This is a genomic window from Pseudomonas sp. 10(2024), assembly GCF_045164175.1.
Lineage (GTDB): Bacteria > Pseudomonadota > Gammaproteobacteria > Pseudomonadales > Pseudomonadaceae > Aquipseudomonas > Aquipseudomonas alloputida.
The window spans coordinates 1,507,148-1,529,932 of record NZ_CP174006.1 but is presented as its reverse complement, the minus strand read 5'-3'; the positions used below and the strand labels follow the sequence as shown (position 1 = coordinate 1,529,932).

The window sequence follows — 22,785 nt, the reverse complement described above, 5'->3', positions numbered from 1 at the left end:
TGCGGATTCTCTGCTGCCTGCGCGCTCCCACATTGACCGTGATGCTTTCAGCACGAATGTTTAGCCAAGTGCGATGTAAAGGTTGCCATTCACTGCTTTAATCAACCTTACGCCGCATGTGAGTATCAAAGGCATGACTCCCGCCCAGCCCATCGCCCCACCGTCGTCCCGCCCTTCGCTGCCGAAGGCCCGGAGCCGTGCCGGGGAAAATCCGCTGGTCCACATCATCCTCGCCTTCTGGGCCTTGTGGCACTGCCGTCACGCGCGCCCACCGGACACCTCGCTCACGCCATTGTGACCAAACCCGGCCAGCGTCTGGCCGTTTGACTCAACCGGGCCGCCTGCTTGCGCGGTGGCCCTGCGCGTCTATGAGCGAATTGATCATGCACTTTGCCCCTGTAGAGCAGGCTACCCGTTTTCTGGCCGACAACCCCGATATCGAGCTGTTCGAACTGTTCATCCTCGACGCCAACGGTGTGCCACGCGGCAAGCTGTTGCACCGCGAGGAACTGCTGGCCGTGTACCAGACAGGCCGGCCACTGCCCAGCACCATCCTTGGCCTGACCCTCAATGGCGACGATGTGGAAAACTCCGGCTTGGTGTGGGACGTCGGCGATATCGACTGCCGTGCCTACCCGCTTGACGGCAGCCTGGTGCGCCTGCCCTGGCGCCGGGTGCCCACCGCCGCAGTGCAGGTGAGCATGCACCCCAGCGAGGGGCTGCCGGCCAGCATCGCTGACCCACGCCATGTGCTGCTGCGCACCATCGAAGCGTTGAAGGCCGATGGTTATCACCCGGTGATGGCCTGCGAGCTGGAGTTCTACCTGCTCGACCAGCAGCGTGATGCCCAGGGCCGCCCACAACCGGCACTGGACAACGATGGCGGCCGCCCCCGCAGCACCCAGGTCTATGGCCTGCGCGAACTGGAGCAGATCGAACCGTTCCTCGCCGACCTGTACGCTGCCTGCAAGGCCCAAGGCATCCCGGCGCGCACGGCCATTTCCGAGTACGCCCCGGGCCAGGTGGAAATCACCCTGGAGCATGGCGATGCGCTGCAGGCGATGGACCAGGCGGTGCGCTACAAGCGCCTGGTAAAAGGTGTGGCCCATGCCCACGGCATGCAGGCCTGCTTCATGGCCAAGCCATTCGCCCAACTGGCCGGCACCGGCATGCACATGCACCTGAGCCTGGCCGACAGCGCCGGCAACAACCTGTTCGCCAGCGAAGACAAGGCCGGCACCCCGCTGCTGCGCCAGGCCGTGGCCGGCATGCTGCGCCACCTGCGCGACTCGCTGCTGCTGTTCTGCCCCAACGCCAACTCCTTCCGCCGCTTCCAGGCCAACAGCTATGCGCCCCTGGCGCCAACTTGGGGCGTGGACAACCGCACCGTGAGCCTGCGTGTGCCAGGAGGCCCTGCCAACAGCCGCCATGTGGAGCACCGCATCTGTGGCGCAGATGCCAACCCTTACCTGGCTGCAGCGGCGATCCTTGCTGCCAGCCACTGGGGCATCCGCGAACAGCTTGACCCAGGCGCGCCCGTTGAAGGCAACGGCTATGCCCAGGCCACCGAACACCTGCCCACTGACTGGCTGACCGCACTCGACGCCCTGCAACATTCCGATTGGGCCCGTGAAGCATTGGGCGAAGACTTCCTTGGCGTGTACCTGAAGGTCAAGCGCGCCGAGTACCGCCAGTTCATGGCCGAAGTCAGCGAACAGGACTGGCGCTGGTACCTGCACCAGGCCTGAGCCCCTACAAAACAAGGAACACCCATGAACGCAGCATTGAACAACGGCCCGGCGCAACGCGCGCCGTCCTACTACAGCGCCACCCTCAACGACCAAACTGCGTACCCGCAACTCAAGGGCACGGTGCAGGTGGATGTGGCGATCATCGGCGGTGGCTTTACGGGCGTGGCCACGGCGGTTGAACTGGCCGAGCGCGGCCTGAAGGTCGCCATCGTCGAAACCAACCGTATCGGCTGGGGCGCCAGCGGGCGCAACGGCGGCCAGGTGACCGGCAGCCTGTCGGGCGACGAGGCCATGCGCTCGCAGATGCGCAACCACCTGGGCGCCGAAGTTGACGACTTCATCTGGCACTTGCGCTGGCGCGGGCACCAGGTGATCGAGCAGCGCGTGGCGCGCTATGGCATCGATTGCGACCTCAAGCGTGGCCACCTGCATGCAGCCATGAAGCCTTCGCACATGAACGAACTGCGTGCGTTCGAGGCCGAAGCGCGGCGCCGTGGCATGGGCGATCAGGTGCAATTGCTCGATCGCGCTGCAGTGGCCGAGCATCTGCAAAGCCCGCTTTATCTGGGTGCGTTGAAGAACCTGCGCAACCTGCACCTGCACCCACTCAACCTGTGCCTGGGCGAAGCCCGTGCCGCGCATGGCCTGGGTGCACTGATATTCGAAAATTCCGAAGTGCTGGACATCGTCCATGGCCCGCGCCCGGCGGTGGTTACCGCCCACGGCCGGGTCGAGGCACGCCAGGTGATGTTGGCCGGCGATGTGTATCACAAGCTGGAAAAGCGCCAGCTCAAGGGCAAGATCTTCCCGGCCATGGGCGGTATCGTCACCACCGCGCCGCTGGGTGAGCTGGCCGAGCAGATCAACCCGCAGGACCTGGCGGTGTACGACTGCCGCTTCGTCCTCGACTACTACCGCCTGACGGCCGACAAGCGCCTGCTGTTCGGCGGCGGTGCCAACTACTCAGGCAAGGATTCACGCGACATCGAAGGCGAATTGCGCCCCTGCATCGAACGCACCTTCCCGGCATTGAAGGGGGTGCCGATCGAGTTCCAGTGGAGCTGCGCCATGGGCATCGTGGTCAACCGCATCCCGCAGCTGGGCAAGCTGTCGGACAACGTGTGGTACTGCCAGGGTTACTCGGGGCACGGCATCGCCACCAGCCACATCATGGGCGAGATCATGGCCGAAGCGTTGACCGGGACGCTGGAGAAGTTCGACACCTTCGCCCAGTGCAAGCATGTGCGAGTGCCGATGGGGGACTTGCTGGGGAACCCGCTGCTGGCGGCGGGGATGTGGTATTACCAGATGCTCGAGAAGCTCCGCTGAGTTGCGCGGATGTAATCGATGGACTCGCCCCCGCCGAGGCATCACAGTGCCACGGTGGTGTTCGAAGAAGCCAACGGCAGCGAGGGCGAGACCATGAAAAAGCATAGTTCGAAACACGATTCCCTGTCTTCCACTGATGTGGAGCTTTGCACAACCATCTGCGTAGACCTGGCCAAACAGGTCTTCCAATTAGCAGGCGAGGACGCTACTGGGCGGGTGATCTACGAAGATCGCATCAAATCCCGCCAAGCGTTCCATGATTTCCTGCTCAGGCTGCCAACGACCGTGGCCGTCTTGATGGAGTGCGGTCCAGGTGCGCAAGCCTGGGCCAGGCTGCTGCAGGCCAAAGGTAATCCGGTTCGCATCCTGCCGGCGCAACGTGTCGCCGAACATCGCAGCGGTGCAAAGAACGATCGTAACGACTGCTATGCCATTTTGCGTGCCGGTCGCGATACGAGCATCGCTTCGATACCGATCAAGAGCACCACAGCACTGGCTATTCAAGCGCTGCACCGTATCCGGCGCGGTAACATCAAGCGACATACCGCGCTGGGCAATCAGATCCGTGGTTTGCTACTTGAGCATGGCGTATCCATGCCCCAGGGCGATGCCGCGATCAATAAGCATGTGCCTCAGGCGCTTGAGGATGCTTCCTTGCCTCTACCCGACCTGTTGCGCGAGTTGCTCGATGAGTTGCTGATGGACTGGTTGTCTCTAGGTGAACGCATAGCGGCGCTGAGCCGCCGGCTCGAAGCGACTGCCCAAGAGGATAAAGTCGCTCAGCGACTGATCACCATTCGCGGCGTCGGCCCTATCATTGCCACGGCGATCGTGGCGAAACAGACCGACCCCAGCCGCTTCGCCAGTGGCCGAATGTATTCCGCCTTCTTCGGTATCGTGCCCGATCAGCACAGCAGCGGAAACAAAATCAGATTGGGCAAGATGAGCAAGCGCGGTGACGGCTACATACGCAGCCTGATGATCCAGGGCGCGCATTCCGTCTTGAGCCAGCTAAGGCCTGATTCCGATCAGCCAGATGATCGCCGCCTCTTGCGTTGGCTATCCCGCCTTGGGCGCAAGGAGGCGGCGATCAGGCTGGCTAATCGAAATCTGCGGATTATCTGGGCCCTGTTACAGAGCGATCAGGTTTACCAACGCAAACCGAACGAAAAACCGGAGGCGGCTATGAGCCTCTGACCCACCGGGTAATGCCACCGGGGCGCTAGGCGCTCCAACCCCTGCTAGTGAACATTGACCCTAGGTAAGACCGTCGCAGACCGATGCCTCCGCTCCTACAGGCCTGATAGTGGCCTCAATGTAAACGGCACACTGCGAGCTCACCACGATGTTGGCCAGAAGCAAAAAGCTTCCTCGAACAGGCCTGATACATAGATGCAACCGGGTTCCTATGTTCAAAAAAGCAGCTAGACAGTGTGGGCGAGTCCATACATAGGAGCGGGTTTACCCGCGAAAGGGCCGGCCCTGCTGACCGAACTCCACCCGCCGTTCACCGTTGTCGCCACTACCGTATTCGCGGGTAAACCCGCTCCTACCGAGGCTCACAATGTGTTAAGACGGCGCCGCATCTTATTGTGGGGCCTTGTGTCGCGAAAGGGGCGCAAAGCGCCCCCAGCCATTGATGCATCGCCGCCGAAATCCCAGGGCCGCGTCGCGGCCCTTTCGCGACACGAGGCCGCGCCCACACTGAGCGTGCAGGCTTATGGTCAGGCGATCTTCTTCAAGCCTTGCTTCTTGAGCTCTTCATCACGCAGTTCGCGGCGCAGGATCTTGCCCACGTTGGTGGTAGGCAGCGAATCGCGGAACTCGATGTGGCGCGGTACCTTGTAGCCGGTAACGTTGGCACGCATGTGCTCCATCACCTGCTCCTTGGTCACGGTCATGCCCGGCTTGACCACGATGAAGACCTTGATCACTTCACCCGACTTCTCGTCCGGCACACCGATGGCTGCGCACTGCAGCACGCCCGGCAGGGCCGCCAACACGTCTTCCAGCTCGTTGGGGTATACGTTGAAGCCCGAGACCAGGATCATGTCTTTCTTGCGGTCGACGATGCGCATGTAGCCGTCCGCCTGGATCACCGCGATGTCGCCGGTCTTCAGCCAGCCTTCGCTGTCGAGAATCTCGGCCGTGGCGTCTTCACGCTGCCAGTAGCCCTTCATCACCTGCGGGCCCTTGACACACAGCTCGCCCACTTCGCCAAGCGGCAACTCATTGCCGGCGTCGTCGATGACCTTGCACAGGGTCGACGGCACCGGAATACCGATGGTGCCCACCTGGTTCGCTTCCGACGGGTTCACCGCCGCCACCGGGCTGGTTTCGGTCATGCCATAGCCTTCGCAGATGGCGCAACCGGTAACGGCCTTCCAGCGCTCGGCCACGCTTAGCTGCAAGGCCATACCGCCCGACAGGGTGATTTTCAGCGCCGAGAAATCCAGGGCTCGGAACGCCTCGTTGTTGCACAGGGCAACGAACAGGGTGTTGAGGCCCACAAAGCCGCTGAACTTCCACTTGCCCAGTTCCTTGACCATCGCCGGCAAGTCTCGCGGGTTGCTGATCAGCACGTTGTGGTTGCCGATCAGCATCATCGCCATGCAATGGAAGGTAAAAGCATAGATGTGGTAAAGCGGCAGCGGGGTGATGAGGATTTCGCAGCCTTCGTGCAGGTTGGAGCCCATCAGTGCACGGCACTGCAGCATGTTGGCCACCAGGTTGCGGTGGGTCAGCATGGCGCCTTTGGCCACACCGGTGGTACCGCCGGTGTACTGCAGCACCGCCACGTCGTTGGCCTGCGGGTTGGCTTCGGTCACTGGCTGGCCCTTGCCCAGCGCCAGGGCGTCATTGAAACGCACGGCCTGTGGCAGGTTGTAGGCCGGCACCATCTTCTTCACGTACTTGATCACGCTGTTGATCAGCAGGCGCTTGAGTGGCGGCAGCAGGTCGGCCACTTCAGTGACGATAACGTGCCTGACCTTGGTTTTGGGCACCACTTTCTCGGCCAGGTGGGCCATGTTGGCCAGGCACACCAGGGCCTTGGCACCCGAGTCGTTGAACTGGTGTTCCATCTCCCGCGCGGTGTACAGCGGGTTGGTGTTGACCACGATCAGCCCGGCACGCATGGCACCGAAGACCGCGACCGGGTATTGCAGGACATTGGGCAGTTGCACGGCAATGCGGTCACCCGGCTTGAGGTCGGTATGCTGCTGCAGCCAGGCGGCAAACGCCCCCGACAACGCATACAACTCGCCATAAGTGATAGTCTTGCCCAGGTTGCTAAAGGCCGGTTTGTCGGCAAAGCGTTGGCAGGATTGCTTGAGTACTGCCTGGATATTGGGGAATTCGTCAGGATTGATTTCCGCCGTAATCCCGGCTGGGTACTTATCCTTCCAAAAATTTTCGATCATGGAAGCCCACTCCTTCAGCAACAGCGAAGTTCGATTCACGCGTCGATGCGCTTATTATTGATATGAGATGACGGTTCGTTGCAAACCGGATCATCTGGAAGCGGGCCGAGAGTAACAGCTTTGTCTGGGGTCGCCTAGAGGCCAAAACAGGCCTTATGGTCACAAAAATGACTCAATGAACAATACAGGTCATTTTTAGAGTAATTATCCAAAATGTCGCAGATAAGGCTGTATAGAGCCTGTTAGAGCGGTTTAAGGCATTCGCGGGTAAACCCGCTCCTACATTGGGCGGTGCAGGAGCGGGTTTACCCGCGAAGAAGCCATCCCGGTATCACGCTATATCGCGCAACTCCCGCCGCAAAATCTTGCCCACCGGCGTCATGGGCAACGATTCGCGCAGCACGATGTGCTTGGGTACTTTGTAGCCGGTGAAGTTGGCCTTGCAGTAGGCCTTCAGCTCATCAACGCTCAGCCCCCCCTCGCGCGGCACCACGAACAGCTTGACCGCCTCGCCGGAACGCTCGTCCGGCACGCCGATAGCCGCACAGTTGGCGACCTTGGGATGCCCCATCACCACATCCTCGATTTCGTTGGGGTACACGTTGAAGCCCGAGACGATGATCATGTCCTTCTTGCGGTCGACGATGCGGGTGAAGCCGTCCGGGTCGATCACCGCGATATCACCGGTCTTGAACCAGCCTTCTGCATCCAGTGCCTGGGCCGTTGCCTCGGGCTGCTGCCAGTAACCCTTCATGACCTGCGGGCCTTTGATGCAAAGCTCGCCCCGCTCGCCCAGCGGCAGTTCGTTGCCATCATCATCGATGACCTTGAACGCAGTACCCGCCACGGGGATGCCCACCGTACCCAGACGCGCCAGCTGGCCGTAGGGGTTGGTGCTGGCCACCGGCGAGGTTTCTGTCAGGCCGTAGCCTTCAACGATGCGGCACCCGGTAAGGTCTTCCCAGCGCTCGGCGGTGGCCTTGACCAGCGCGGTGCCACCAGAGTTGGTGACCTTCAGCGCCGAGAAGTCCAGCTGACGGAAGCCCGGGTGGTCCATCAGTGCGACAAACAAGGTATTGAGGCCCAGCAAGGCAGAGAAACGCCACTTGCCCAGCTCCTTGATGAAGCCGGGAATATCCCGCGGGTTGGTAATCAGCACGTTATGGTTGCCGGTGACCATCATGCACATGCAGTTCGCGGTGAAGGCATAGATGTGGTACAGCGGCAGCGGCGCGATCATCACCTCCTGGCCGTCCTTCAGCAGCTTCTGCCCATCGGGGCCGTGCTGCGAGAAGCAGGCCAGCACCTGCAGCATGTTGGCCACCAGGTTGCCATGGGTGAGCATGGCGCCCTTGGCCAGGCCGGTGGTGCCGCCGGTGTACTGCAGCACCGCGATGTCATCGAGGTTCAGCGACACCGGTTTGGGCAACAGCCCGCGGCCCTCGCGCAGCACCTGCTTGAACGGCACCGCCTGGGGCAACCGGTAGGCCGGCACCATCTTCTTCAACTTGTCGACCACGGTGTTGACCAGCCAGCCCTTGGCGGCCGGCAGCAGGTCGCCCATCTTTGCCTCGATCAGGTACTCGATACCGGTATCGGGCAGCACCTCCTGCACGCGCTTGCCGAACATGTTCAGGTACACCAGCGCACGCGCGCCACTGTCCTTGAACTGGTGGCGCATCTCGCGCTCGGTGTACAGCGGATTGGTATTGACCACGATCAGCCCGGCGCGCATGGCACCGAAGACGGCGATGGGGTACTGCAGCACATTGGGCATCTGCACAGCGATGCGCTCACCCGGTTTGAGGTCGGTGTGCTGCTGCAACCAGGCAGCGAAGGCTGCCGAATGGCGCTCCAGTTCCGCGTAGCTGAGGGTCACGCCCAGGTTGCTGAACGCCGGGCGGTCGGCAAAGCGCTTGCAGGAGCGCTCGAACACCTCGACGACCGAGGCGTAGGCATTGATGTCGATGGTGGAAGGCACGCCTGCCGGGCGCTTGTCATTCCAGAAGTCGGCTTGCATTTATTATTGTTCCTCTGCCTGGACCTGCACTGCGTCCTTTAGTCCTTTACCTGACCGCCTGCCGGCGAAAAGGCGTTGATTCGACGTTAGCAGGTAAACCCAAGGTGGCATATACGCCAAGTGCCGCCATTAACATTGTGAATCTTATTTGTGCCCCTCCTGCAATCCGGCCGGTTGTGCATACACTGTTCGGGTAACCGCGCGCACAAGGACCCGCCATGCCCCACGACGCCTTCTGGCTGCCCGCCAGTGAGCACTGCAGCCTGTACGTACACCAATGGCTGCCGGCCACACCGGTAAAGGCCGTGGTGCTGCTGGCCCATGGCATGGCCGAGCATGCCGGGCGCTACCAGCGCCTGGGCCAGGCTCTGAGCGAGGCCGGCTTTGCCCTGCTCGCTGCCGATCAGCGTGGCCACGGGCGCACTGCCGAACTGGGCAACCTCGGCCTGTTCGCCCGCCATCATGGCTGGAATGCCGTGGTCAATGACCTGGGGTGTGTGGCCCAGCACATCGGCCAGCAGTTCCCGTGCACGCCGCTGTTCCTGTTCGGCCACAGCATGGGCAGCTACATCGCCCAGGCGTACCTGCTGCATCACAGTGGCAGCCTGCACGGGGCGATCCTCAGCGGTTCCAACTACCAACCGGCCCTGCTGTACCGCTTTGCGCGGCTGATTGCCCGGCTGGAGTCCTGGCGCCAGGGGCCACTGGGCAAGAGTGCACTGATCGAATGGTTGTCCTTCGGTTCGTTCAACAACGCCTTCAAGCCCAACCGCACGGCCTTCGACTGGCTCAGCCGCGACCCGGGCGAGGTCGATCAGTACGTGAATGACCCGTTGTGCGGCTTTCGCTGCACCAACCAGTTGTGGCTCGATCTGCTGCAAGGCTTGGCGCAGATCAGTCAGCCGGGTAACCTCGCGCAGATCGATCCCAACCTGCCGATGCTGGTGATTGGCGGTGAATGTGATCCGGTCAGTGCTGGCAAGCGTCTCACCCATCTGGCCGACGCCCTGCGCGCGACCGGCAACCGACATGTACAGCTGCGCATCTATCCTGAGGCGCGGCATGAAGTACTCAACGAAACCAACCGTGGCGAGGTCATCGCCGATATTCTCGGCTGGCTGGAACAGGCGCTGGCCCTTGGCCGCCCTGCGCGCAGTGAATGATAGCCGCCCTCGCCCAACGCTTAAGGAAGCATCGATGTCCCAGGTCACCAACACGCCTTACGAAGCCCTCGAAGTCGGCCAGAAGGCCGAGTACAAGAAGTCCGTTGAAGAACGCGACATCCAACTGTTCGCTGCGATGTCCGGTGACCACAACCCGGTTCACCTGGATGCCGAGTTCGCCGCCAAGAGCATGTTCCGCGAACGTATTGCCCATGGCATGTTCAGCGGCGCGCTGATCAGTGCGGCAGTGGCCTGCACCCTGCCTGGCCCTGGCACCATCTACCTGGGCCAGCAGATGAGCTTCCAGAAACCGGTGAAAATCGGCGACACCCTGACCGTGCGCCTGGAAATCCTCGAGAAGCTGCCCAAGTTCAAGGTGCGCATCGCCACCAACGTCTACAACCAGAACGACGAGCTGGTGGTCGCGGGTGAAGCCGAGATCCTGGCGCCGCGCAAGCAGCAGACCGTCGAGCTGGTGTCGCCGCCGAATTTTGTGGCGAGCTGAAGTGTGATGCAGCCAGCACCTACTTCAAGGCTGCTCTCCTGGGTAACCCGCTAACTCGTTGATTTAGCGGGCATCCTGTGGGATATGGGCTGGCCCGCAAAGAGCCGGCACCCCCACATCATTCGATAGCCTGCAAACGCCGCTCGATATGCCGCCGCTCAGGCGCCTGTCGGGTCAAGGCCAGCGCCTGCTGCCAGGCCGCTCGCGCCTCTTCTACCTGCCCCAGCTGGCAATGCAACTCGGCGCGCGCCGCATGTGCCAGGTGATAGTCCAGCAAGTCCCCCCGCGCCAGAATCCCTTCGACTTCCCGCAGGCCAACCTCCGGCCCATCCCGCTTCGCCAGCGCCACCGCCCGGTTCAGCGCCACCACCGCTGATGGCCAATACCGCTGCAACACGTCATACAGGCCGACGATCTCTCCCCAGTCCGTCTCTTCAGCCGTCGCCGCTTCGGCATGCACGGCAGCAATCGCCGCCTGGACGGTATAGGCCCCGAACGCACGGCTCTGCAGGGCCTGGCGCACCAGAGCACAGCCTTCGGCAATAAACTGCCGGTCCCACAAGCTACGATCCTGCTGCTCCAGAACCACCAAATCGCCTTGGCCATCGATGCGCGCCCGCTGCCGGGACGCCTGCAGCAACATCAACGCCAGCAGGCCGACCGCCTCCGGGTCGGGCAGCAACTGCACCAGCAACCGCGCCAGGCGAATGGCTTCATCGCTCAGCGCCTGCTGCAGCAGTGTCTCGCCCGATGACGCCGAATAGCCCTCGTTGAACACCAGGTAGATCACCCGCAACACGCTTTCCAGGCGCTCGGGCAACTCATTCAGCTCCGGTACCTGGTACGGTATGCCCGCGTCACGGATCTTGGCCTTGGCGCGCACGATACGCTGGGCGATGGTGGCTGGGCTTTGCAGAAAGGCGCGGGCGATCTGCTCGGTGGTCAGGTCGCAGACTTCGCGAAGCGTCAAAGGCACCTGAGCGTCGGCCGACAAGGCCGGATGGCAACAGGTGAAGATCAGCCGCAGGCGGTCATCCGCCAGCAGCTCTTCTTCACTGGGGTCCTGCGCCTGACCCTCCAGCAGCATGCTCAAGTCCGCCTGGGAGCGGTCGAAGCGGACGCGCCGGCGCAGCGCGTCGATGGCCTTGAAGCGCCCGACAGAAACCAGCCACGCTCGCGGGTTGGCGGGGATACCGTCGCGTTGCCAGCGTTCGACGGCAATGAAGAAGGCATCATGCATGGCCTCCTCGGCCAGGTCGAAATCACCCAGCAAGCGAATCAGTGTCGCCAGTATGCGCCGCGACTCCTGCCGGTACACCGCCTCGACTTCGGCGCGCACCTGAGCCAGTGCGGCCATCAGTCGGGCATCCGCTGGGTCACCACCTCCACCAGGCGGTCCAGGCTTTCTCCCCAACCCTGGTGGAAGCCCATTTCTTCATGGGCCCGACAGTCGGTGGCATTCCAGTGCCAGGCACGGGCGGTGTAGCGGGTTTTGCCCTGTTCCTCGTCAAAGCTGATCACGGCAGTCATGAAGGCCTTGTCCGACGGTACCCAACCGGGGCCGAAGGCATCGGTGAACACCAGCCGGCGTGGCGCGGCAATTTCCAGAAAGACGCCCTGGTTGGGGTACTCGCAGCCATCCGGCGCGCGCATCAGGGTGCGAAACAGGCCACCGGCCCACAGTTGCATCTCACACTCCGGGGTGGTCATGCCGTGCGGCCCCCACCACTGCATCAGCCACTGGGGTTCGGTCCAGGCGCGAAATACCTTGGCCGGTGGTGCGTCGATCAGGCGGCTGATGGACAACTCGTGTTGCGCCTGGGCAATGGGTGCAAGGCTCATGCTGATGGTTCTCCTTGGCTGTCAGGGTTGCAGCTCGCGCACTGGTCGCACCTCGACACTGCCAACCCGCGCGGCAGGGATGCCCTTGGCGATATTCAGCGCTTCGTTGAGGTCGCGGGCCTCCACCAGGTAAAAGCCCGCCAGTTGCTCCTTGGTTTCGGCGAACGGGCCGTCTGTCAGGCTCATGTGTCCGTTGCGCATGCGTACCGTGGTGGCCGTCTGCACCGGCTTCAGCGCCTCGGCCGCCAGCATGCGCCCGGAACCCTGAATGGCTTCGGCGTAGGCCATGCATTCGGCGTCTGCCGGGCTGTCGGGCAGGCTGTGCAACAGCCCCTCGTCACAATAGACCAGGCACAGGTATTTCATGGTCGCCTCCAGGGTATTGGCAAAGTGCGTTTGGCGATAACGGCTCAGGGCTTGAGATCGAACAGGGCTTTTTGCGTTTCCATGTCGAAAGGCGCCGACCAGTGTTCGTGGATTACCTGCCACTGGCCGCCTTGACGACGATAGCCCACCGTGGCGCGCATGAAGCCGCACTGGCTTTCGTCGTCGCCTGGGCCGCAGCGGTTCAGCCAATGGGCCAGGGCCAGATCGCCTGCGGCGTGCACGGTGAGTTGGGCAAGTTCGAACACCATGGGGCCGGTGCACATGCCCATGCACATTTCCCAGTGCGCCGTGTAGGCCGACTTGCCTTTGAATTGCAGAGCCTGGATGGCATCGAAGGCGACGATATCGTCGGCGTAGGGTTCGATGATGCGCGGGATGTCGCGATCGCGCACGGCTTGCATCCAGTGCTCGATCAATTGGCGGATTTCGGATTCGGCTGCGGTGCTCATCGGGGTACCTCCGACAGATCATAGGGGTTGGGGCACGGTGTGAAGCGTGCCTTCAGCTATGGTCGAACGGTAAGCGGAGGATTCGACAGGCGGGGAAATTATTCTGTATAGGCGGAGCACTCGGGAGATCGCGTCAGGGCCAGCAAGTGCCCGCCACAGCGCTTTCAGCCCCTGTGGCGGGCACCGCCAGTCAACCCTGCTGGCAACCTTCACCCATGGCCCGGTACTGAATGGTGTGCACCTGGCCCTGATGGTCTTCATAGGTCATGGTCGCAGGTACCACTTCGCAGACATTGGGGATGGTCGACAGGTTGATCACCCGCTTGATGTCCAGGTTCATCGAGTAGTCGTACTGCTGAGCCACAGGCTCGCTGGAGACGGGTTTGGCCTCATCGGCGAGGGCGAACGAGGACATACCGACCAATGCAAGAATCAGTAATGGTTTCATGTGGTTTTGCCTTTTGAGCGTTCAAGCTGATCGATTGACTTCTATTGCCGTATCCGGCGCGGAGAAGTTGTCATCTAGGGTCTAGATGGCACGAAGTACCGATCCCGCTTCGTACTGCCAGGGGGGATGAACAAAATTCTACTCCCGGCCAGCAATAGTTGAACCCCGTAGTCGGATATTCACCCTTGCCGGTTTTGCAACAATCTGCGACAAAGTGGCCGCAAATCATCAGGCCAGAGCCTCTGGCCTCGTTTCAGGGTAGGACTCACCATTTCTGAACAATTGTCCTGTTCGACGCTTTCGGACACAGAACGCCGTTTGCTCGACCACTTCTACCGCCAGCACAGCTCACGCATGCGCGCTGCAGGCGACGCCGAACTGTGGGTAGCACGGGCCCCTGGCATCATCGCCGGGCTGAGCCTGAGTGCGGTGGGTGAGGGATTCTGGCTGACGGGCCTGTTCGTCGCCCCGCAGCGGCGCAACCAAGGGGTGGCTGCGCGATTGGTCAAGGCCGCGCTGGCGCAGGTTGACGGGCCCGTCTGGCTGTTCTGTCATCCCGACCTGACGCCCTTCTACCAGCGCCTGGGTTTCGACCTGGCCCAACAGCTGCCAGAAGCCCTGGCCAGCCGCCTGCTACGCTATCAGCGCAACAAACGCCTGGTAGCCCTGCAGCGAGGTCAGTCCTCGCTGACCTCGAGCCCAGGGAACAGCACCTCGGTATAGCCGAACTTGGCAAAGTCCTGAATGCGCGAGGGGTATAGCCGGCCGATCAAGTGGTCGCACTCGTGTTGCACCACCCGTGCATGGAAGCCATCGGCAAAGCGGTTGATCGGGCTGCCCTGGGGGTCGATCCCTTGGTAGCAGATATGCTTGAAGCGCGGCACCACGCCGCGCAAGCCAGGCACCGACAGACAACCCTCCCAGCCGTCCTCGACCTCGCTGGAGGTCGGGGTGATGACCGGATTCAGCAGAATGGTCTGCGGCACCGCCTCGGCATCGGGGTATCGCTCGCTGCGCTCGAAGCCGAAAATCACCAACTGCAGGTCGATGCCGACCTGCGGGGCGGCCAGGCCCACACCGCCGACGTGACGCATGGTTTCGAACATGTCGTCGATCAGTTGCTGCAGTTCGGCACTGCCAAGCATGTGCTCGGGCACTGGCGGAGCGATGCGCAGCAGGCGTTCGTCGCCCATCTTGAGAATGTCACGGATCATCAGGGGTTCGGCTCGACGCTATGAGGCTTGCTCGGGTTCGGGTGCTCGTGACCCAGTACAGTCAAGGTTTCCTTGGGCTTTTCCCCGTCGAAGTCTTTCTCGCCCGGGTTCTTGCCTTCGGCTGACATGTGCTCGATCACCGCATTCATTTCGGCGCCGAGCAGCAGCACGGCAGCCGAAATATAGAAATACAGCAACAGCACGATGATTGCACCAATGCTGCCGTACATGGCGTTGTAATCGGCAAAGGTCTTCACGTAGTAGGCAAAGCCCAGTGAGGCCACGATCCACACCACAACCGCCAGCACCGAGCCCGGGGTGATGAAGCGAAACTGCTGTTTCACATCAGGCATCACGTAATAGATCAGGGCTACTGCCACCATCAGCAGAATGATGATCACCGGCCAGCGCAGGATGGTCCACAGTGTGACGATGAACTCCTGCATGCCGATCTGGGCAGCTATCCATTCCATCACCTGCGGGCCCAGCACCATCAGCGCTGCGGCCGCCAGCAGCATGCCAGCCAGGCCCACGGTGTAGAAAATGGAAAGCGGGATACGCTTCCACACCGGGCGACCTTCGGGCACATCGTAAGCGGCGTTCATGGCGCTCATCATCAGGCGCACGCCGGCGGAGGCGGTCCACAGGGCGATCACGATACCCACCGACAGCAGCCCACCCTTGGATTGCTGCAACTGGTCGATCACCGGATTCACCTGCTCCAGCGCCTGGGGTGGCAACACCAGTTCCGATTGCAGACGCAGCCAGGAGAAAAAGTCCGGCAAGTGCAGGAAACCGATCAGGGCAATCAGGAACAACAGGAAGGGGAATAGCGAGAACAGCGCCTGGTAGGCCAGCGCTGAGGCATAGGTGGACATCTCGTCGTCGAGGAATTCCTTGACGGTGCGAACCAGCACGCGGTGCAGGGGCAAGCCGCGCAGGTCGGGGAAAATCATAGCGTCTCCTTTCGCCGCTTGATCGTTACACAGGCAAGTCTAATAGACCGTGCCCGAGCTGTGCTGCTCCCGGCCGTGGTTGAAGAATTTGCTTACGAATAAGTGCCGGCCTCTTCGCGGGTTCACCCGAGAAGAGGCCGGCACCGCCTCAAGTCAAGGTTTCTTCACCGCATCCTTCACATTGCCCTTGACCTGCTGCGCCTCGCCTTTGAGCTCCTGCGCCTTGCCTTCGGCCCGCAGCTTGTCGTTGTCGGTCACCTTGCCAACACCCTGTTTCACGTTGCCGATCGCTTCGTTGGCCAAGCCTTTCGCTTTGTCTTTAGTACCGCTCATGGCAAAACTCCTGCAAATGGAGACACGTGAACCGTGTCGACAGAAGGTTGACCCAACGCCTGGGCCAGGAGTTTCAACGGATTTCCCGGCCAGAAGCCGAACGGTAAAACGGCAGGCGAATACCGCCCAAGCCCGCGAAGAGGCCGGCACTGGCACCGCAAGTCACAAACCTTGCTCCGCCCCGTGCCACCCCTCACAATGCAGGCCTTCATAGCGTCAACGCGCAGGAACCTGCATGAAACTCGACAAACCCGCCGCCATCGCCCGGCGCAACGAAGCACTGGCACGGCCGGTGCTGACCAGCAGCAATACTCTGTTCGCCACTCTGGACAGCAAACGCAACCTGTGGTGGTTCGAAGTGCCGGTGGCACTGCTGGGCAAGGGCCAGGCCGACTGGGTCAACCTGCTGCTGCACACGCCGGAAAGCGATGAGCTGCAGCACCTGAAGGTGCCCACCAATTTCCTCAAGGCTCACCTTGAGCAAATGGAAGTGCGCAAGCCTGGCAAGCGCCGCTCCACCATCAGCCTGGCCCTCAGCGCCGACCGTGACTCGCTGCTGCGCGACACCCGTCCGGGTGGCGAGCAGCTGGACTTCCGCAACTTCGTACAGGCGTAAGGCCGTCAGGCTTTCTCGATGCGATCGTCATGGATGACGATCAGGCCCTGCTTGAACAACCCGCCAATGGCCTTCTTGAAGTTGCCCTTGCTGACGTTGAACAGCTTACTGATCAACGCAGGGTCACTCTTGTCGCACACCCCCAACACCCCGCCTTCGGCTTCCAGGCGCGCCATGATCTGCTCTTGCAGGGTGTCCGCCAGGGCGGCGCCTACCGGCTGCAGGCTCAGTGAAATCTTGCCGTCCTGGCGCACTTCCTTGATGAAGCCCTTCTCGTGCATGCCCGAGCGCAAGAACTTGAACACCTCGTTCTTGTGGATCAGGCCCCAGTGGCGGTTGTTGATGATGGCCTTGAAGCCCATCGGCGTTTCGCCGGCCACCAGCAGCTCGACCGGCTGGCCAACCTTGTAGTCGGCTGGGGTGACATCGAGGTAGCGGTCCAGGCGCGACGTGGCAGTGATCCGGCGGGTGCGCTTGTCGAGGTACACGTGCACCACGCAGTAATCACCGATCTTCAGTGGCCGAGCCTCTTCCGAGTACGGCATCAGCAAGTCCTTGGACAGGCCCCAGTCCAGGAAGATACCGGCACCGTTGATGTCCTTGACCTTCAGGCTGGCGAACTCGCCAACCTGCACCTTGGGCTTCTCGGTGGTGGCGATCAGCTGGTCTTCGCTGTCCAGGTAGATGAACACGTTCAACCAGTCATCGACCTCGGTCTCGGCGTTTTTCGGGATGTAGCGCCCGGGCAGCAGGATCTCGCCATCGGCGCCGCCGTCCAGGTACAGACCGAAGTCCACGTGTTTCACGATTTGCAAACTGTTGTAACGCCCAAGCAGAGCCATTTCCGATGATCCTCAAGACAAGGCGGCTATTCTACACCTGAAGCCACCACATGGCCCGACCACTCATGCAGTGGAACCGCCAGGCCGCACTTGCATCTACCTTCTGGCCAGCCTGAGGAAGGAACAGCACATGCCGCTACGCCTGCCCAAAGCCCTGCTTATCGCCATCGGATTCGCCCTGGCCTTGGCCGCCTGCAGCCGCATCGACCTGGCCTATCGCAACCTCGACCGCCTGGTGCCGTGGTCGCTGAGCGACTACCTGGACATGAACCGCGAGCAAAGGGCGCTGCTGGATGATCGGTTGCGCGAGCACCTGGCCTGGCATTGCAAGACTCAACTGCCCGGCTACCTCGACTGGCTCGACCGGCTACGTGACATGGTCGCCGACGACCAGGTCACCGACCAGGCCCTGCAGCAAAGCACCCGCGAGGTCCGTGAAGCGATTGGTCGGGTGGCCGAGGAAATCACCCCTTCGGCCACCGAACTGCTGCGCGGCATGAGCGACAACCAGGTAGCGCAAATGCGGGAGGCCTTCCGCGAAGACATCAGTGAACGGCAGAAGCAGTATGTGGATACGCCATTGCCCAAGCAGATGGCCCGCCGTAGCGAGCGCATGGAAAAACGCCTGAAGCCATGGTTTGGCGAGTTGACGGCGGTACAGAAGCAACGCATCCAGGCCTGGTCTCAAGCGCTGGGTGACCAGAACCGTGAATGGATCGCCAACCGTGCCCACTGGCAGCAGCAACTGCTGTTGGCAATGAACCAGCGCAACGACTCCAGCTTCGAACCGCGCCTGGCGACCTTGTTGCAACGCAAGGAGAGTTTGTGGACACCCGAATACCGGGCGGCGTATCGGAATAGCGAGCAGCAGGCACGCAGCCTGCTGGTGGACCTGGTGCGGCAGAGCACCCCGCAGCAACGGAGGTTCCTGCAGGAACGGTTGGGCAAGGTGCGTACCCATTTGAGCGAGATGAAGTGTTTGAAGGAGTGACAGGCCTGTTCGCGCTGATTCACCGGGCCTTGCGCCGATACGGAAACACATCGATCACTTTCCCTTCACGTATCGCCGCCTGCAGCCCCTTCCAGTAATCCGCGTCATACAGTTCCCCATGCAAGCGGCTGAACAACCGCCGCTGGCCCATATCGGCAAACAGAAACGGCGGAAACTCTTCGGGAAACACATCATGCGGGCCGATCGAGTACCACGGCTCGCCCGACATTTCGTCCTCCGGGTAACGCGGTGGCGGGATGTGGCGGAAATTCACCTCGGTCAGGAAGCTGATTTCGTCATAGTCGTAGAACACGACCCGGCCATGGCGGGTCACGCCGAAGTTCTTCAGCAGCATGTCGCCGGGGAAGATGTTCGCCGCCGCCAATTGCTTGATGGCCAGGCCATAGTCCTCCAGTGCCTCCAGCACCTGGCCCTCGGTGGCCTGCTCCAGGTACAGGTTCAACGGCGTCATGCGCCGCTCGGTCCAACAGTGGCGGATCAGCACTGTGTCGCCCTCCAGCGCCACCGTCGACGGCGCCACCTCCAGCAACTCGGCCAGGCAATCCGGCTCGAACTTGCTGCGCGGAAAGCGAAAATCGGCAAACTCCTGGGTGTCGGCCATACGCCCCACCCGGTCGACACTCTTCACCAGCCGATACTTGTCGATCACCGTGGCGCGATCCACGGTTTTCGATGGCGAGAAGCGGTCCTTGATGATCTTGAACACCGTATTGAAGCCGGGCAAGGTGAACACGCTCATGACCATGCCCCGCACCCCTGGCGCCATGACAAAGCGGTCATCACTGCTGGCCAGGTGGTTGATCAGTGCGCGGTAGAACTCCGACTTGCCCTGCTTGTAGAACCCGATCGAGGTATACAGCTCGGCAATGTGCTTGCCCGGCAGGATGCGCTTGAGGAAATTGACGAACTCGGCGGGCACCGGGACATCGGCCATGAAGTAAGAGCGGGTGAACGAAAAGATGATCGACACCTCGGCCTCGTCGGTAATCAGCGCATCGGCCTCGATGCCGTGGCCCTCGCGGTGCAGCAAGGGAATCACCAACGGCCACTGCTCATCGCTGTTGTACAGGCGGCCGACCAGATAGGCCCCCTTGTTGCGGTAAAGCACGGGTACAAACAGCTCCACGGCCAGAGCCGGGTCCTTGCACACCCAGTCGGGCAGGCATTCGCGCAGTTGTTCTTCCAGCCGCGCCAGGTCGCCTTCCAGGTCGCCATAGGGCATGTCGAACGGGTAATCGGCGAACACCGCGCGCAGCAAGTTCCTGAGACTGCCGTCAAGCCGATAGGTACGGGTTTGCGCGGCGCGCTCGCGGCCGCGCATGGAAGGCCGGGTAGTGTGGATGAACATGCAGCCATCGCTGATCAGGTCATGGCTGAACAGGCTGCAAAACAGCGAGTTGTACCAAGTCTCTGCCAGCTCGTCGTCCAGGCGTGGGTCGATCAGGTGGATATAGGCGTTTTTCACCAGCGGCCACTGTTCCACATCCAGCAGCACCTCTGCGGCAAAGGCCTGGCGCAGCCAACCGTTGACTTCGGCGACTTTCTCTTCGTAGAGATTGATGCGGGCAGCGGCGGCCTGCTGGATATCCTGCCAGCACGCCTGCTCGAAGCGCTGGCGAGCACCAAGGGTGATGCGCTGGAAATGATCGCGGTAGTCGTCGAAGCCGGCGAGGATCATCCGGGCGATTTCGACAGCGGGCCAGGGCTGGGACATGCGTGGGGCCTCGGAGCTGGGATTGAGTACAGAGCTTAGCCGCCCTTGGCTTCATGGGTTACTGCCATTGAAGGCCCGAGCTGTAGTTGCAGCTGCCTTGCCCAGAGCCCCGCAGCCCAAGAGGAATTACACAGCAAGAAAGCACAAGAATCCCCCCGCCCCCTGGCGTACACTCGCGCCCCTGCCTTACCTCCGGAGACCGTTGTGAGCCCCATCGCCCTAGCCCGCCTGCTGACCCTTGCCGCCGTCTGGGGAGCGAGTTTCCTGTTCATGCGCATCATCGCCCCCGAACTGGGCACGGTGCCGACCGCGTTCTTCCGGGTCTCCATCGCCTGTCTGGGCCTGATCGTGATACTGGCCGCCGCCCGTGTGCGCTGGGACTTCCAGGGCAAGCTCGGTGCGTGCCTGGTGCTGGGCATGATCAACTCCGGCATCCCCGCCACCTTCTACTCGGTGGCGGCCCAGGTGCTGCCGGCCGGCTATTCGGCGATCTTCAACGCCACCACCCCGTTGATGGGCGTGCTGGTCGGCGTACTGTTCTTCCGCGAGCCAATGACCCTGGCCAAACTCTGCGGCATCTTCCTTGGCCTGTTCGGCGTCGGCATCCTTAGCGGCGCCGGCCCGGTGGCACTGGACATGGCCCTGCTGCAAGGCGCCCTCGCCTGCCTGGCGGCCACCACCTGCTACGGCTTTGCCGGGTTCCTCGCCCGCCGCTGGATCAGCGGCCTGGACAGCCGCCTTTCCGCACTGGGCAGCATGCTCGGCGCCACGCTGATGCTGACCCCGCTGTTCGGCTGGAGCGCACTCACCCAACCGCCCGCCAGCTGGGGGGGCTGGGAGGTGTGGTTGTCGTTGCTGGGGCTGGGTTTGCTGTGCACCGCCTTTGCCTACATCCTGTACTTCCGCCTGCTCGAAGAAATCGGCCCGGTAAAAGCCAGCACCGTAACCTTCCTGATCCCGGTATTCGGCGTATTGTGGGGGGCATGGCTGCTGAATGAGCCGTTGTCGATGGCGCACCTATACGGCGGCCTGCTGATTGGCCTGGCCTTGTGGCTGGTGCTGCGCCCGGCGCGCAACTGAAGCGGGGTACTGCATGAACAGCGCGTACAAAAAGGTCCTGTTCCGCCTGGAACAGGACGAGAACGGCTACCCACCGGCCTCGGTCGAGGGCCTGTGGGCCAAGGCCGTGGAAGGCGGCTATGCCATCGACAACATACCCTTCCATGTCTATGGCATCGCCCCGGGCGACGTGATCGACACCCGCGAGGAAGCAGGCGAAACCTGGTTCGCAGAACTGCGCCACAGCAGCGGCAGCTCGGTGTTCCGGGTGGTCGTCAAACCACCGGAAACCCTCGACCAGGTACGCGCAGCATTGCTGGATTTCGGCTGCGCCTGTGAAACCGAACAAGCAGTGAAGATGTTGGCGGTCGAGGTCCCGCCGCAACGCTCGCTCGATACCCTGCTCTACTACCTGCTCACCCAGCGCGAAGCCGGCCTGCTGGACTTCGAGGAAGGCGTGTTGCGCCACGCCATCCCCGAAGAGTTCCGCTAGGGCCTACGCTTCGGCCAGGCGCGCGGCGGGCTTGCGAAACACGAACAGCAGCCCAACCACGATCAGCCCCATGCCCAGCAGGCTGAGTGGTGCCAGGCGGTTACCGAAGATCAGCAAGTCCATCACCGCAGTCACCGCCGGCACCAGGTAGAACAGGCTGGTGACATTGACCAGGTTGCCCTTGGCGATCAGCCGGTACAGCAGCAAGGTTGCCAGCAGCGAGACCACCAGGCCCATCCACAGCAGCGCACCGACGAAGCTGCCGGTCCACTCGACATGAAGCGGTTGCAGAGGTGCGAACAGCGCGCACATGGCAAAGCCGGCCAGGTACTGCAGCGGCAGTGTGCCCATGGGGTTGTCGGTAATGCGCTTCTGCAGGATCGAGCCAAAGGTCATGCTGACCAGCGCCAGCAGGGCGAACAGCATGCCCGCCAGCGATACCCCGCCCAGGTTGATGCCCTGGTAGACCACCATGATCAAGCCGCCCAACCCCAACCCCAGGCCGAACAAACGGCTCCAGGAACGCTGGCGTTCCATCAGCACCACGGTGAGGATCGGTTGTACCCCCATCACCGTGGCCATGACGCCGGGGGTGACATGGGTATCAAGCGCCAACAGATAGAAAATCTGATAGGCACCGAGCAGCACACACCCTGTACCCAGGGCGCGCAGAATGCTCCCGCGAGTACGCGGCCAGCGCAGCCCTAGCAACGGGCCGATCAGCAACAGGCCGGCCAGGGCCAGCGCCGAGCGCAACAGCAGAAAGGCAAACGGGCTGGCATGCGCCAGGCCGAGCTTGGAGACGATCGCCCCGCTGCTCCACAGCAGGACGAACAGGCAGGTAGTGGCCGCCGAGGCCACGGACGTTTTGGTAAAGACAGACATGAATTGCCACCTGATAGTAGGCAGATAAGCCAAACGGACGGCGTGCGCTTCAACGTGAGCAGTGGCCGACCGTGTTCAGTAGGTTGCGCGTGTGAAGGGGTACGGCACGAAGCCGATCAGCCCAGCACGACCACGCAATGAGGCGGAGCTACGCCGCCTACGACGCCACTGACAGGTGGTGGGGAGTGACAGATCATGACCGGCTGCTGGCTACCACGCACGACCATGCCCGCGACTGGCGCGATGGCAAAGCGTGTGGTGGAAGGGATGGCGGGCATGACAGGGTTCTTTGCAGAAGTGAATGTTCTGGAATATAGCGAGTGATTCTTCGCAGCACAACCCCGC

At 62.1% G+C, this 22,785-nt stretch carries 24 protein-coding genes; 10 read left to right on the top strand and 14 right to left on the bottom strand.

The genetic code is table 11. The annotated features are described in order from the left end of the window. Nucleotides 1-383: 383 nt before the first annotated feature. From ACI7M0_RS07060 to ACI7M0_RS07050, 3 genes are all read left to right on the top strand, one after another. The gene (locus tag ACI7M0_RS07060) at nt 384-1,748 is read left to right on the top strand and encodes a glutamine synthetase family protein (RefSeq protein WP_010955221.1); all 1,365 of its coding nucleotides are present in this window, start codon (nt 384-386) and stop codon (nt 1,746-1,748) included. A gap of 24 nt (nt 1,749-1,772) precedes the next feature. Further along, nucleotides 1,773-3,080, top strand: coding sequence for an FAD-binding oxidoreductase (locus tag ACI7M0_RS07055; RefSeq protein ID WP_129932892.1), 1,308 nt, complete (start codon nt 1,773-1,775; stop codon nt 3,078-3,080). A gap of 138 nt (nt 3,081-3,218) precedes the next feature. Then, nucleotides 3,219-4,277, top strand: coding sequence for an IS110-like element ISPpu11 family transposase (locus ACI7M0_RS07050; protein WP_405314606.1), 1,059 nt, complete (start codon nt 3,219-3,221; stop codon nt 4,275-4,277). A 527-nt stretch (nt 4,278-4,804) separates the two neighbouring features. On the opposite strand, the gene fadD1 is transcribed toward ACI7M0_RS07050, so the two are convergent. Beyond that, nucleotides 4,805-6,502 (bottom strand): long-chain-fatty-acid--CoA ligase FadD1, encoded by a 1,698-nt coding sequence (gene fadD1, locus ACI7M0_RS07045; RefSeq protein ID WP_014590057.1) that lies wholly within the window; start codon nt 6,500-6,502, stop codon nt 4,805-4,807. Nucleotides 6,503-6,833: 331 nt separating this feature from the next. Then, the gene (gene fadD2 / locus ACI7M0_RS07040) at nt 6,834-8,522 is read right to left on the bottom strand and encodes a long-chain-fatty-acid--CoA ligase FadD2 (protein WP_070096457.1); all 1,689 of its coding nucleotides are present in this window, start codon (nt 8,520-8,522) and stop codon (nt 6,834-6,836) included. Nucleotides 8,523-8,740: 218 nt separating this feature from the next. Between fadD2 and ACI7M0_RS07035 the strand changes: the two genes are divergently transcribed. Both ACI7M0_RS07035 and ACI7M0_RS07030 read left to right on the top strand, forming a co-directional pair. Continuing rightward, entirely contained in the window at nt 8,741-9,685 is a 945-nt protein-coding gene (locus tag ACI7M0_RS07035; RefSeq protein WP_129933502.1) for an alpha/beta hydrolase, read from the top strand. A 34-nt stretch (nt 9,686-9,719) separates the two neighbouring features. Further along, nucleotides 9,720-10,190 (top strand): MaoC family dehydratase, encoded by a 471-nt coding sequence (locus ACI7M0_RS07030; protein ID WP_003254624.1) that lies wholly within the window; start codon nt 9,720-9,722, stop codon nt 10,188-10,190. 118 nt (nt 10,191-10,308) lie between these two features. On the opposite strand, the gene ACI7M0_RS07025 is transcribed toward ACI7M0_RS07030, so the two are convergent. The 5 genes from ACI7M0_RS07025 to ACI7M0_RS07005 all read right to left on the bottom strand — a co-directional run bounded on the left by ACI7M0_RS07025 (nt 10,309) and on the right by ACI7M0_RS07005 (nt 13,316). Continuing rightward, complete coding sequence (locus tag ACI7M0_RS07025) at nt 10,309-11,547, bottom strand: RNA polymerase sigma factor (protein WP_129933500.1); 1,239 nt, start codon at nt 11,545-11,547, stop codon at nt 10,309-10,311. Next, a complete protein-coding gene (locus tag ACI7M0_RS07020; protein ID WP_010955227.1) occupies nt 11,547-12,032 on the bottom strand; it encodes an SRPBCC family protein in 486 nt (161 codons plus the stop codon). The genes ACI7M0_RS07025 and ACI7M0_RS07020 overlap by 1 nt, the downstream gene beginning before the upstream one ends. Before the next feature lie 21 nt (nt 12,033-12,053). Further along, nucleotides 12,054-12,398 carry a YciI family protein gene (locus tag ACI7M0_RS07015; protein WP_014590052.1) on the bottom strand — a complete coding sequence of 115 codons (345 nt, stop codon included), beginning with the start codon at nt 12,396-12,398 and terminating at the stop codon, nt 12,054-12,056. 44 nt (nt 12,399-12,442) lie between these two features. Beyond that, nucleotides 12,443-12,868: a nuclear transport factor 2 family protein gene (locus ACI7M0_RS07010; RefSeq protein ID WP_129933498.1), complete on the bottom strand. Its 426-nt coding sequence runs from the start codon at nt 12,866-12,868 to the stop codon at nt 12,443-12,445. A gap of 190 nt (nt 12,869-13,058) precedes the next feature. Continuing rightward, complete coding sequence (locus ACI7M0_RS07005; protein ID WP_003254632.1) at nt 13,059-13,316, bottom strand: DUF2790 domain-containing protein; 258 nt, start codon at nt 13,314-13,316, stop codon at nt 13,059-13,061. Between the two features lie 354 nt (nt 13,317-13,670). Here ACI7M0_RS07005 and ACI7M0_RS07000 point away from each other — a divergent pair, with 354 nt between their 5' ends. Next, complete coding sequence (locus ACI7M0_RS07000; protein ID WP_405314609.1) at nt 13,671-14,039, top strand: GNAT family N-acetyltransferase; 369 nt, start codon at nt 13,671-13,673, stop codon at nt 14,037-14,039. Here the strand turns inward: ACI7M0_RS07000 and def are convergent. From def to ACI7M0_RS06985, 3 genes are all read right to left on the bottom strand, one after another. Next, the gene (gene def, locus ACI7M0_RS06995) at nt 13,994-14,530 is read right to left on the bottom strand and encodes a peptide deformylase (RefSeq protein WP_010955231.1); all 537 of its coding nucleotides are present in this window, start codon (nt 14,528-14,530) and stop codon (nt 13,994-13,996) included. The genes ACI7M0_RS07000 and def overlap by 46 nt on opposite strands. After that, nucleotides 14,530-15,486 carry a YihY/virulence factor BrkB family protein gene (locus tag ACI7M0_RS06990; RefSeq protein ID WP_003254637.1) on the bottom strand — a complete coding sequence of 319 codons (957 nt, stop codon included), beginning with the start codon at nt 15,484-15,486 and terminating at the stop codon, nt 14,530-14,532. The genes def and ACI7M0_RS06990 overlap by 1 nt, the downstream gene beginning before the upstream one ends. A gap of 153 nt (nt 15,487-15,639) precedes the next feature. Beyond that, entirely contained in the window at nt 15,640-15,819 is a 180-nt protein-coding gene (locus ACI7M0_RS06985) for a CsbD family protein (protein WP_012051514.1), read from the bottom strand. A gap of 235 nt (nt 15,820-16,054) precedes the next feature. On the opposite strand from ACI7M0_RS06985, the gene ACI7M0_RS06980 reads away from it, so the two are divergent. Continuing rightward, a complete protein-coding gene (locus ACI7M0_RS06980) occupies nt 16,055-16,435 on the top strand; it encodes a hypothetical protein (RefSeq protein WP_014590048.1) in 381 nt (126 codons plus the stop codon). A 5-nt stretch (nt 16,436-16,440) separates the two neighbouring features. Here ACI7M0_RS06980 and ACI7M0_RS06975 read toward each other — a convergent pair whose 3' ends face one another. Continuing rightward, on the bottom strand, nt 16,441-17,277 hold the full coding sequence (locus ACI7M0_RS06975) for a S1 RNA-binding domain-containing protein (protein ID WP_010955234.1): 837 nt from the start codon (nt 17,275-17,277) through the stop codon (nt 16,441-16,443). 130 nt (nt 17,278-17,407) lie between these two features. Between ACI7M0_RS06975 and ACI7M0_RS06970 the strand changes: the two genes are divergently transcribed. Beyond that, nucleotides 17,408-18,268, top strand: coding sequence for a DUF6279 family lipoprotein (locus tag ACI7M0_RS06970; protein WP_129933494.1), 861 nt, complete (start codon nt 17,408-17,410; stop codon nt 18,266-18,268). Nucleotides 18,269-18,287: 19 nt separating this feature from the next. Here the strand turns inward: ACI7M0_RS06970 and aceK are convergent, their stop codons facing one another. Then, a complete protein-coding gene (gene aceK, locus ACI7M0_RS06965) occupies nt 18,288-20,003 on the bottom strand; it encodes a bifunctional isocitrate dehydrogenase kinase/phosphatase (RefSeq protein ID WP_129933492.1) in 1,716 nt (571 codons plus the stop codon). Between the two features lie 204 nt (nt 20,004-20,207). Here aceK and ACI7M0_RS06960 point away from each other — a divergent pair, with 204 nt between their 5' ends. Then, the gene (locus ACI7M0_RS06960; RefSeq protein ID WP_129933490.1) at nt 20,208-21,083 is read left to right on the top strand and encodes a DMT family transporter; all 876 of its coding nucleotides are present in this window, start codon (nt 20,208-20,210) and stop codon (nt 21,081-21,083) included. Nucleotides 21,084-21,096: 13 nt separating this feature from the next. Further along, entirely contained in the window at nt 21,097-21,555 is a 459-nt protein-coding gene (locus ACI7M0_RS06955; RefSeq protein WP_019436818.1) for a DUF4265 domain-containing protein, read from the top strand. A 3-nt stretch (nt 21,556-21,558) separates the two neighbouring features. On the opposite strand, the gene ACI7M0_RS06950 is transcribed toward ACI7M0_RS06955, so the two are convergent. Next, complete coding sequence (locus tag ACI7M0_RS06950; protein ID WP_003254651.1) at nt 21,559-22,440, bottom strand: DMT family transporter; 882 nt, start codon at nt 22,438-22,440, stop codon at nt 21,559-21,561. A gap of 116 nt (nt 22,441-22,556) precedes the next feature. After that, the gene (locus tag ACI7M0_RS06945) at nt 22,557-22,718 is read right to left on the bottom strand and encodes a hypothetical protein (RefSeq protein ID WP_154070663.1); all 162 of its coding nucleotides are present in this window, start codon (nt 22,716-22,718) and stop codon (nt 22,557-22,559) included. Nucleotides 22,719-22,785: the final 67 nt, after the last annotated feature.

Excerpts from the sequence above, each read along its gene's own strand:
- ACI7M0_RS07060 (WP_010955221.1), top strand. The coding sequence starts at position 384 with ATGCACTTTGCCCCTGTAGAGCAGGCTACCCGTTTTCTGGCCGACAAC.
- ACI7M0_RS07055 (WP_129932892.1), top strand. The coding sequence starts at position 1,773 with ATGAACGCAGCATTGAACAACGGCCCGGCGCAACGCGCGCCGTCCTAC.
- fadD1 (WP_014590057.1), bottom strand. The coding sequence starts at position 6,502 with ATGATCGAAAATTTTTGGAAGGATAAGTACCCAGCCGGGATTACGGCG.
- fadD2 (WP_070096457.1), bottom strand. The coding sequence starts at position 8,522 with ATGCAAGCCGACTTCTGGAATGACAAGCGCCCGGCAGGCGTGCCTTCC.
- ACI7M0_RS07035 (WP_129933502.1), top strand. The coding sequence starts at position 8,741 with ATGCCCCACGACGCCTTCTGGCTGCCCGCCAGTGAGCACTGCAGCCTG.
- ACI7M0_RS07030 (WP_003254624.1), top strand. The coding sequence starts at position 9,720 with ATGTCCCAGGTCACCAACACGCCTTACGAAGCCCTCGAAGTCGGCCAG.
- ACI7M0_RS07025 (WP_129933500.1), bottom strand. The coding sequence starts at position 11,547 with ATGGCCGCACTGGCTCAGGTGCGCGCCGAAGTCGAGGCGGTGTACCGG.
- ACI7M0_RS07020 (WP_010955227.1), bottom strand. The coding sequence starts at position 12,032 with ATGAGCCTTGCACCCATTGCCCAGGCGCAACACGAGTTGTCCATCAGC.
- ACI7M0_RS07015 (WP_014590052.1), bottom strand. The coding sequence starts at position 12,398 with ATGAAATACCTGTGCCTGGTCTATTGTGACGAGGGGCTGTTGCACAGC.
- ACI7M0_RS07010 (WP_129933498.1), bottom strand. The coding sequence starts at position 12,868 with ATGAGCACCGCAGCCGAATCCGAAATCCGCCAATTGATCGAGCACTGG.
- ACI7M0_RS07005 (WP_003254632.1), bottom strand. The coding sequence starts at position 13,316 with ATGAAACCATTACTGATTCTTGCATTGGTCGGTATGTCCTCGTTCGCC.
- ACI7M0_RS07000 (WP_405314609.1), top strand. The coding sequence starts at position 13,671 with ATGCGCGCTGCAGGCGACGCCGAACTGTGGGTAGCACGGGCCCCTGGC.
- def (WP_010955231.1), bottom strand. The coding sequence starts at position 14,530 with ATGATCCGTGACATTCTCAAGATGGGCGACGAACGCCTGCTGCGCATC.
- ACI7M0_RS06990 (WP_003254637.1), bottom strand. The coding sequence starts at position 15,486 with ATGATTTTCCCCGACCTGCGCGGCTTGCCCCTGCACCGCGTGCTGGTT.
- ACI7M0_RS06985 (WP_012051514.1), bottom strand. The coding sequence starts at position 15,819 with ATGAGCGGTACTAAAGACAAAGCGAAAGGCTTGGCCAACGAAGCGATC.
- ACI7M0_RS06980 (WP_014590048.1), top strand. The coding sequence starts at position 16,055 with ATGAAACTCGACAAACCCGCCGCCATCGCCCGGCGCAACGAAGCACTG.
- ACI7M0_RS06975 (WP_010955234.1), bottom strand. The coding sequence starts at position 17,277 with ATGGCTCTGCTTGGGCGTTACAACAGTTTGCAAATCGTGAAACACGTG.
- ACI7M0_RS06970 (WP_129933494.1), top strand. The coding sequence starts at position 17,408 with ATGCCGCTACGCCTGCCCAAAGCCCTGCTTATCGCCATCGGATTCGCC.
- aceK (WP_129933492.1), bottom strand. The coding sequence starts at position 20,003 with ATGTCCCAGCCCTGGCCCGCTGTCGAAATCGCCCGGATGATCCTCGCC.
- ACI7M0_RS06955 (WP_019436818.1), top strand. The coding sequence starts at position 21,097 with ATGAACAGCGCGTACAAAAAGGTCCTGTTCCGCCTGGAACAGGACGAG.
- ACI7M0_RS06950 (WP_003254651.1), bottom strand. The coding sequence starts at position 22,440 with ATGTCTGTCTTTACCAAAACGTCCGTGGCCTCGGCGGCCACTACCTGC.
- ACI7M0_RS06945 (WP_154070663.1), bottom strand. The coding sequence starts at position 22,718 with ATGCCCGCCATCCCTTCCACCACACGCTTTGCCATCGCGCCAGTCGCG.